Annotated in this window: 4 protein-coding genes; 3 read left to right on the forward strand and 1 reads right to left on the reverse strand. The window is 68.9% G+C overall.

Annotation, left to right across the window (positions count from 1 at the left end; all coding sequences use genetic code 11):
* Positions 1–357: 357 nt before the first annotated feature.
* A complete protein-coding gene (locus ACFUPX_RS43995; RefSeq protein WP_383335371.1) occupies positions 358–537 on the forward strand; it encodes a hypothetical protein in 180 nt (59 codons plus the stop codon).
* An 80-nt stretch (positions 538–617) separates the two neighbouring features.
* On the opposite strand, the gene ACFUPX_RS44000 is transcribed toward ACFUPX_RS43995, so the two are convergent.
* Complete coding sequence (locus ACFUPX_RS44000) at positions 618–1,379, reverse strand: phosphoglyceromutase (RefSeq protein WP_383335373.1); 762 nt, start codon at positions 1,377–1,379, stop codon at positions 618–620.
* Positions 1,380–1,574: 195 nt separating this feature from the next.
* On the opposite strand from ACFUPX_RS44000, the gene ACFUPX_RS44005 reads away from it, so the two are divergent.
* Positions 1,575–2,954: an MFS transporter gene (locus tag ACFUPX_RS44005; protein ID WP_383335375.1), complete on the forward strand. Its 1,380-nt coding sequence runs from the start codon at positions 1,575–1,577 to the stop codon at positions 2,952–2,954.
* A gap of 125 nt (positions 2,955–3,079) precedes the next feature.
* Complete coding sequence (locus tag ACFUPX_RS44010; protein ID WP_383335377.1) at positions 3,080–3,238, forward strand: hypothetical protein; 159 nt, start codon at positions 3,080–3,082, stop codon at positions 3,236–3,238.
* Positions 3,239–3,310: the final 72 nt, after the last annotated feature.

Genomic DNA, 3,310 nt, shown 5'->3' on the forward strand with positions numbered 1-3,310 from the left:
GTTCTCGCTAGCTTTCTTTCTTGCTAGCAAGAAAGGTCCCTCGCGAGGGAGGAATTCCCCGGCCACCTGGGGTGGTGCGCAGAGTCCCAGGGCGCTGACCTGTCTGTCTGCGTAGACAGAACGTCTACGGAAAGAGACAGAGAAACGATTCTGCGGGTTTGGTGGGAGCTTTTGCAGGTGTAAGGGCAAAAGTGCAACCGCACCTCGCACCCCAATTCACCTGCTCGTTTGATCGACCCGTGACGGTCATGAGAAAGTCTCGACGGCATGCGAATGCCGCCCGTGGTGGGGCGGCATTCGGTTCCATTGCCGTGTCCAGAATCCCTCGCAAGGAAACCGAACTCAGATGGAGACTCTATGGTCCCACGCACAGGCGTCACGGTCGACATCGGCCTACGCGACCTGCCTATGGCGCTCATCGGCTCGGCCGGCGGCGCACTCGCCCTCTGGGCCGAAGCTCCCGTCGAGATCGCCGTTCCCGTCGCCCTACTGATCGTCCTCGACATCCGATTCCACCGCTGGCGCCGTCGCATCTGACGGCCCAGCCACGGCCCCAGCGCAGCAAAAAGCCCCCTACCAGCGGAGAACCCGCAGGTAGGGGGCCCGAAGCCGTGGGCTTACTTCTTCTTGCCCTGATTCTTCACGGCCTCGATGGCCGCCTTGGCCGCGTCGGGGTCGAGGTAGGTGCCCCCGGCCTTCAGCGGCTTGAACTCCGCGTCCAGTTCGTACGCCAGCGGGATGCCCGTCGGGATGTTCAGGCCCGCGATGTCCTCGTCCGAGACGCCGTCCAGGTGCTTGACCAGGGCGCGGAGCGAGTTGCCGTGGGCCGCCACCAGGACCGTCCGGCCCGTCAGGAGGTCGGGGACGATGCCGTCGAACCAGTACGGGAGCATGCGGACGACGACGTCCTTGAGGCACTCCGTCTGCGGGCGCAGCTCCGGCGGGAGCGTCGCGTAGCGGGGGTCGGAGAACTGCGAGTACTCCGCTTCGCGGTCGAGCGCCGGCGGCGGGGTGTCGTACGAGCGGCGCCAGAGCATGAACTGCTCCTCGCCGAACTCGGCGAGCGTCTGCGCCTTGTCCTTGCCCTGCAGCGCGCCGTAGTGGCGCTCGTTCAGGCGCCACGAGCGGTGCACGGGGATCCAGAGGCGGTCGGCGGACTCCAGGGAGAGCTGCGCGGTGCGGATCGCGCGCTTCTGGAGGGACGTGTGGACCACGTCGGGGAGCAGGCCGGCGTCCTTGAGCAGCTCGCCGCCGCGCGTCGCCTCCTTCTCGCCCTTCGCGGTGAGGTTGACGTCCACCCAGCCGGTGAACAGGTTCTTCTCGTTCCACTCGCTCTCGCCGTGGCGGAGGAGGATCAGCTTGTACGGTGCGTCGGCCATGCCCCTGAGCGTAATCGAACCGCCGGGTGCCCCGCGCGTCCGCCCGGACCCCGGACAGACGTCGGCGGGCCGGGGACAGTTGACGGGTTCTGCTAATCCACTGGCTCTTCCGGGCCCGTGAGTCGTAATGTTCGCTCGTCGTTAGCGACACTTACATGCTTGCCGTTTGATTCTGTGATCCTGTGGGGGACCCCGATGCCACTCGCCGCCCTGAGACGTGCCGCCAAGGAGTCCGTCTCCGGTCTTCCCCGCGAGTTCTGGTGGCTGTGGACCAGCACCCTCGTCAACCGGCTCGGCGCCTTCGTCGCCACCTTCATGGCGCTCTATCTGACCCTCGACCGCGGCTACTCCGCGACGTACGCCGGTCTCGTCGCGGCCCTGCACGGCCTCGGCGGCGTCGTCTCCTCGCTCGGGGCCGGCGTCATGACGGACCGTCTCGGGCGGCGGCCCACGCTCCTCGTCGCCCAGGTCTCCACCGCCCTCTCCGTCGCCCTCCTCGGCTTCATGAAGGACCCCCTGGCCATCGCGGCCGTCGCCTTCCTCGTCGGCATGGCGAGCAACGCGTCCCGGCCCGCCGTCCAGGCGATGATGGCCGACATCGTCCGCCCCGAGGACCGGGTCAGGGCGTTCTCGCTCAACTACTGGGCCATCAACCTCGGGTTCGCCGTCTCCTCCGCGGGAGCGGGCTTCATCGCCGAGTTCAGCTACCTCGCCGGGTTCCTCATCGAAGCCGTCATGACCATGGTCTGCGCCATCGTCGTCTTCGCGAAGCTGCCGGAATCACGGCCCGTGCGCACCGCCCTGGAGAAGGAGTCGGAGCCGGACGTCGGCCTGGGGGCCGTCCTGCGCGACGGACGGTTCATGGGCGTCGTCGGCCTCTCCTTCCTCATCGCCCTGATCTTCCAGCAGGGCTCCGTGGGGCTGCCCGTCGCCATGGGCGAGGCCGGATTCACGCCCGCCGACTACGGCATGGCCATCGCCGTCAACGGCGTACTGATCGTCGCGCTCCAGATCCCCGTCACGCGCTTCATCGAACACCGCGACCCGCAGCGCCTGCTGGTCATCTCCGCACTGCTCGCCGGGTACGGCTTCGGGCTCACCGCCTTCGCCGGGTCCATCGGCGTCTTCGCCCTCACCGTCTGCGTCTGGACGCTGGCCGAGATCGTCAACGCCCCCACCCAGACCGGCCTTGTCGTCCGCCTCTCGCCGACCCACGGCAGGGGCCGCTACCAGGGCATGTACACCCTGTCGTGGGCCGTGGCCGCGCTCGTCGCCCCGCTGATGTCCGGCTTCGTGATCGACCGCTTCGGAGCGGAGTGGCTCTGGGGCATCTGCGCGGTCATCGGAACGGTCGCCGCGCTCGGCTACTGGTCGCTGATGCGGGGGCTTCCCACGGAAGAGGAGATGGCGGGCGCGGTGGTCATCCCGACCGCTCCGGCCGCTCCGGACGTACTCACCGCTCCGGCCGTACTGACCGCTCCGGCCACTCCGGCCGTACTCACCACTCCGGTGGCTCCGCCCGTCCCCGCGTCCGCCGAGTCCCCCGCGCCCGCCGACCTCCCCGCACGCCCATAACGCGCGCCGCGCCGAGCGCCGTTCCCGCTCGCCCCGCAATACCCGCGCGCGTGTGCGCCGTTGGTGCGCCCCTTCCAGTGGGCATGGAACGGGCATCAGGCAGTACGCCTTCGAGGAGGAGACCCATGGCTGAGTCCCCCGTCACCGAACCCGTCCCCGAGCAGCCGGCCGATGCGCCGGGCCTGCCCGCCCTCGTGCTTCTCGGCGCCTGCGGCTGCGGCTCGGGCTGTGGCTGTGGCTGTCAGTCGGGCGGACCGTGCCAGTGCGGCGGCTGCTGCGGCTGAGGAATCGAGCGCGCGAGCGCGCGAGCAGGGAAATGGGTGTGCCCCGTGCTGTCGGTAGGTACGACAGCACGG

This window comes from Streptomyces sp. NPDC057302 (genome assembly GCF_042667685.1).
Lineage (GTDB): Bacteria > Actinomycetota > Actinomycetes > Streptomycetales > Streptomycetaceae > Streptomyces.